Below are 5,014 nucleotides of genomic sequence, written 5' to 3'. Positions count from 1 at the left end.
GGGGCTTGCCCCTGAACAAGGTCATGGAACACATCTGCGTAGCAGAGGGGTCTCCATGTATCCTTGTTCAGGGGCAAGCCCCCGAAACCCCCAAAAGCAAAGGCAAAAGCATGACAGCGATCAAACGTAATAAGGTTTACAAAGTCCGATTTTCTGATGCAGAGGTACAGAAAATCAAAGATGCCAATATCCTAAATATTGCCAAATATCTAAGGGATACTTCACTTGCCCAAATTGATGCAACTCAAGGCAACGCCAAAAAAAAGAATCAGGAAAATCACTACACAAAATTAGACCGTGATTTTTTGCTTGAGCTATCCCGAATTGGGGGCAACATCAATCAGATTGCAAAGGCAATAAATACTGATATCGCAAGCAGTCGCCCCCTTGATGCTGCAAGGCTTTTGCACCTGTTAATAGGGATTGATCAGACCTTAAAGGAATTGAAAAAATGATTGTTCAATTCTTTAGATATGGGAACGGTTTAAGTAAAGGGCCATTGGATTATTTGCTTGGTAAAGACCGTGATCGAGATTATGCAAAAGTCCTACAGGGCGATGTTTCCGAAGTATCTGGATTAATTGATACGTCTCCTTTTGCCAAAAAATATACCAGTGGTTGTTTGTCTTTTTATGAGCATGATTTATCTGACCAGGATAAACAAAAAATCATGCAGGATTTTGAGCAAGCCTTATTCCCTGGCATGGATCAGAGCCAGTACCGTGTCTTGTGGATTGAGCATCAAGACAAATTAAACGAAGAAACAGGGGAGCGAAGATTAGAGCTTAACTTCCTAATCCCTAATGTTGAAATACTTACAGGACAACGTTTACAGCCTTATTATGATAAAGCTGATCGTCCTCGTATTGATCTGTTTAAGAAGATTACAAACTATGAATATCAGCTGCATGATGCAGATGACCCCCTCTATCGCCAAGCCGTTACAACGGCAAAAAACTTGCCTAAAACTGTTAATGAGATCAAGGAAACGCTTGATATTGAAGCAACGAGAGCCGTTGAAAGTGGACTAATTACAGATCGGCAGAGCATGAAAAAATGGCTATTGGATCTTGGTCTTGAAGTCACCAGAGAAACCAAGAAAAGCCTATCCATTAAAAATCCGAATGATGACGAAAAAGCCCGCCCGATAAGGCTTACAGGTGCAATCTATGAGCAAGATTTTAGACTTACAGAAACGAGCCAACAACTTACTATCGCAGCATCAGAACGATATAGACGAGAAGCTGAACAGCGAAATCAGTCAGATATTCAAAGATATGCGGAATACAGTGCAAAGCGAAGCACAGAGCTTGAGCAGCAGTATCGACAGCACCAAAACGGATATACAGCAGAAACAGAGCGAAGCAACGAACGAGATATTGCAGCAGATCGACCAGACTACAGCTCAAACCAAGAAGCAGCAGCAACAAGGCATGACAGCCCTATTGCAAGAACAACAACAGCAGATCAAACAGCTACAAGCGAACTTGCAGCAGTTGAACGGCTTGAGCCAAGAAACAGCCCAAGCAGCCAAATTAAAGAAAACCCTTATTACATCGAATATAGCCTTGATTTCACTGGCATGTATAACGCTTATCAGCAGTATTTGTCTGGGATACGTCAGCAAAAGCAAGTACAGCGACATCACAGAGATGGAGAACAAAGTCCAGTGGCTAAAAAGCCAAGGGGCGAGCCTGAATATTCAGAAGTGTGGGACAGAGAAAAAATGGGACTGGTGCGTCCAGATCGACCCGAAAGCGCAGCAGTACAGCAACAATATGCGAATAGTGCAGGAAACCAATTAAATGAATCTCGAAGCACAGTTATTGCAGATTATCGAGCAGCAACAGCAGCAGCTCAAAGAGCAACAGAAGCAGCAAGAGCAAGCATTACAGCTCATTCAAACGCAGAGCAAAACGATAAGCGAACTAGAGAGCTACTGCAACAAATTGATAACTCACTTCAACATGCTGACCGAGAAAGAAAAAGAGATGAAAAATCATATCAGACAGCTACAGAATCCGAAGCTATCAGAGACTTTATTACAAAACTTGGAGAGCAGCTTAAAACAGCGATTACAGAGCCATTTAGAGCAATTAGTGACTGGGTTAAATCTAAAGAACGAGATCAACGAACTATTGCCAACGATGATCTATACAGAAATCGAGAAGCAGACAGCACCATTGACCCAACAGCTTCAAAGGAAACTAGACTCAGTGCAACAGTATCACGAAAAATTCGAGGGTTTGATCAAACAAATATCTTTAAGGCTTTAGATGAGCTGGACAGACGTAGAGAGTTGCAACTGGAGCAACAACGTAAAAATGACAGGAGTTATTCACCTAGATTTTGATACTTTTTTTCTGCGGAGCATTGCCTTTGCAATGCTGTCCTCGAAAAAAAAGCATCTTCAAAAGGTCGCATATTTGCGACAATTTGTCGCAATATTTTGTTTTGAAAATCAGTCATTTGACAGCAATTCAAAAAGGTGTAATATTTTCATCAGGCGAAAAAAAAGCAGGTCTGCAAACCCGCTTTTTTCTCTTTGTTAAACAAACGCTTAAAGCATCCGTAAAACTCAAATTCGATACTTGTATTTTACTGATGTTTTGAGCCAATGCAACACTTGGACGTGTTTCATGCTCAATAAAACGCAATTTTCAGACGATTTTTACGAAAAACTCCCAAAAAAACCGTATTGCTCGGATGATTTAGGGTACGGGGTGGTTATTCGCCCAAAACGTACCGCAATCCAGAAGCCATATATTCAGCATAATCCCCCTTGTCTTGTTAGCTCGTTGGTGTTCGATATAGACCGCCAAGACGCTTATTTTGCGTGGTCTGACGCAAATTTACCGACCCCAACGTGGATAGCCAAAAATCGCCAAAATGGACATGCACATATTGGCTATATGCTTTTAGCTCCAGTGTGTACCACGCATCGAGCAAAGCAGAATGTCATACAGTACCTTGCCAAGATTGAGCAGGCGTATAGCTTGGCGTTAGGTGCAGATCGTGGCTATACGGGGTTAATCACTAAAAATCCATGTCACGGAACATGGGAAAATCATACCTTTGGCGTTCAACCATACGATCTAAATTATTTAGCCGATTTTGTAGAGCTTCAGGAACTAAAAACCGACTTAAAAGAGGTTTCAGGGCTTGGGCGGAACTGTATGATGTTCGATACAGTTAGATATTGGGCATATAAGGCGATTAGAGCGCATCGAGGCAGTACGTTTGCTATTTGGCTAGGGAAAGTCTTAGAGCAGTGCCAGAACGCAAATAGTGCGTTTATAGAGCCATTGCCGTATAGCGAAGTCAAAGCCACTGCCAAGTCCATTGCTCGATATTGTTGGAAGAAAGACGGTTATCACTACCAGGAATTCATAGACCGTCAAAGTAGAAAGGGTAAATTAGGGGGTATCCAGTCTGGGATTATTCGAAGGAAAGATAGTGTAACGGAAAAAAAGCCTTGGCTGATTTTAGGTATCAGTAGAGCAACTTACTACAGAAGATTGAAAGATGAAAAAACTAAATAAACCGTTACTTTTAGGCTGTATTTCATTAGATGATTTTATTTTTAATTTTTCAATTATTTATATGGTTGGTTATCCCGTTAATTATAGTATTCCAATCTTCAAAGTGTAATTCGTGTCCTGTTTTTTTAAGTATAACTAATTTTGATTTTTCTATCCTTTCAAGTAAAACATCTGTGTTTTTAAAGTGCCATATTAAATCATCAGTACCATGTATGATTAAAGTCGGCTGTTTAATTTCGTCTAATCTATTCCAATACTCTTCACCCCCTTGTAATGTAGCGTGATTGAACATACTTATATAATTGTTGGCTCTATTAAACTCAGCTCTTATTAAGTTTTCACATTTTAATTTGTCAAATTGCTTTCTTCCACTCATTAAAGCAGAGCCTTCAATCATATAGTTCACGACACTATCTTCATTTTCCCAATCAACAGTCTCCGATTTTCTGTGAAAGTCCAGAATTCTTGTGTCCATTTCAGGAATGTTTGGGTTAGAATCTCCCCAAGGTCCTGTAGATAAAAGTATTAATGATTTTACTTTATCTGGATATTTTATTGCAGCAATTTGACAAATTAGCCCACCTAAAGACATACCTAAAAAATGTGCTTGTTCAATATTGTAACCGTCTAAGATTGAAATTGCATCGTTTGTCAAATCAACAATATCGTATGTTGATTTACCTAACTCATAGAAAGTTGATTTTCCGACATCTCTGTTGTCGTAACGAATTACGAAAAAACCTTTTTCTGCTAATTTTTGGCAAAACTTTGTGTCCCAATAAAGCATTGAAACTGTCGCTCCTGCAACTAATAAAATTGTAGGGTTATATTCAAATCCAAAACTTTCTGTATAAAGACTAATGTTGTTCGCTGTAATTATTTTATCTTTCATTTTTTCCTGTATTTCCAATAGTCAATCATATAACAAAGTAAAATTTTACCCAGATAGCAAAAACTTAAGAACAGCGGTGAATTGCTCCTGTCATTGTTGTTCCATTCTCACCCTAGCCTAGCATAGATTTTGGCTACGAATACAGATTCTAATCAATTTTATTGAGACACGAAGCCTAAATCAGATATCAGCCCTCTTGGGTGCTTTTTTCCCTTTTCATTTTTAAAAATTATTATTTAAGGGAATGAGCAACGTCTGTGGACAATCGCAAGCGACCGTAAAACCTGATCTGTGCCTAAACACGATGCACAACTCCACATAACGATAAAGCAGTTATACGTTGAGTTGCACACAGGTTAGATCACAGGGTTTTCCTTTGTCCACAGACTTACCATGACTTGCTTAATTGAATTACGTCTAGGGGTCTGCTACCGTAATGGAATGCAAGGATACATGGAGACCCCTCTGCTACGCAGATGTGTTCCATGACCTTGTTCAGGGGCAAGCCCCCGAAACCCCCAAAAGCAAAGGCAAAAGCATGACAGCGATCAAACGTAATAAGGTTTACAAAGTCCGATTT

General features: G+C 39.8%; 4 protein-coding genes. 3 read left to right on the top strand and 1 reads right to left on the bottom strand.

The window, feature by feature from the left end; all coding sequences use genetic code 11:
• The 3 genes from mobC to NI470_RS15405 form a co-directional block, all read left to right on the top strand.
• A partial coding sequence (gene mobC, locus NI470_RS15415; protein WP_338149789.1) for a plasmid mobilization relaxosome protein MobC occupies window positions 1-455 on the top strand: 455 nt, incomplete at its 5' end.
• Complete coding sequence (locus tag NI470_RS15410) at window positions 452-2,353, top strand: relaxase family protein (RefSeq protein ID WP_044103697.1); 1,902 nt, start codon at window positions 452-454, stop codon at window positions 2,351-2,353. The genes mobC and NI470_RS15410, both read left to right, overlap by 4 nt.
• Before the next feature lie 286 nt (window positions 2,354-2,639).
• Complete coding sequence (locus NI470_RS15405; RefSeq protein ID WP_044103695.1) at window positions 2,640-3,542, top strand: replication initiation protein; 903 nt, start codon at window positions 2,640-2,642, stop codon at window positions 3,540-3,542.
• A gap of 49 nt (window positions 3,543-3,591) precedes the next feature.
• Here the strand turns inward: NI470_RS15405 and estT are convergent, their stop codons facing one another.
• Window positions 3,592-4,434 carry a macrolide hydrolase EstT gene (gene estT, locus NI470_RS15400; RefSeq protein ID WP_096221660.1) on the bottom strand — a complete coding sequence of 281 codons (843 nt, stop codon included), beginning with the start codon at window positions 4,432-4,434 and terminating at the stop codon, window positions 3,592-3,594.
• Window positions 4,435-5,014 lie beyond the last annotated feature (580 nt).

The sequence above is a fragment of the Acinetobacter lwoffii genome (assembly GCF_024129115.1).
In the GTDB taxonomy this organism is placed as follows: Bacteria; Pseudomonadota; Gammaproteobacteria; order Pseudomonadales; family Moraxellaceae; genus Acinetobacter; species Acinetobacter lwoffii_T.
This window is presented reverse-complemented; position numbering and strand designations above follow the sequence as displayed.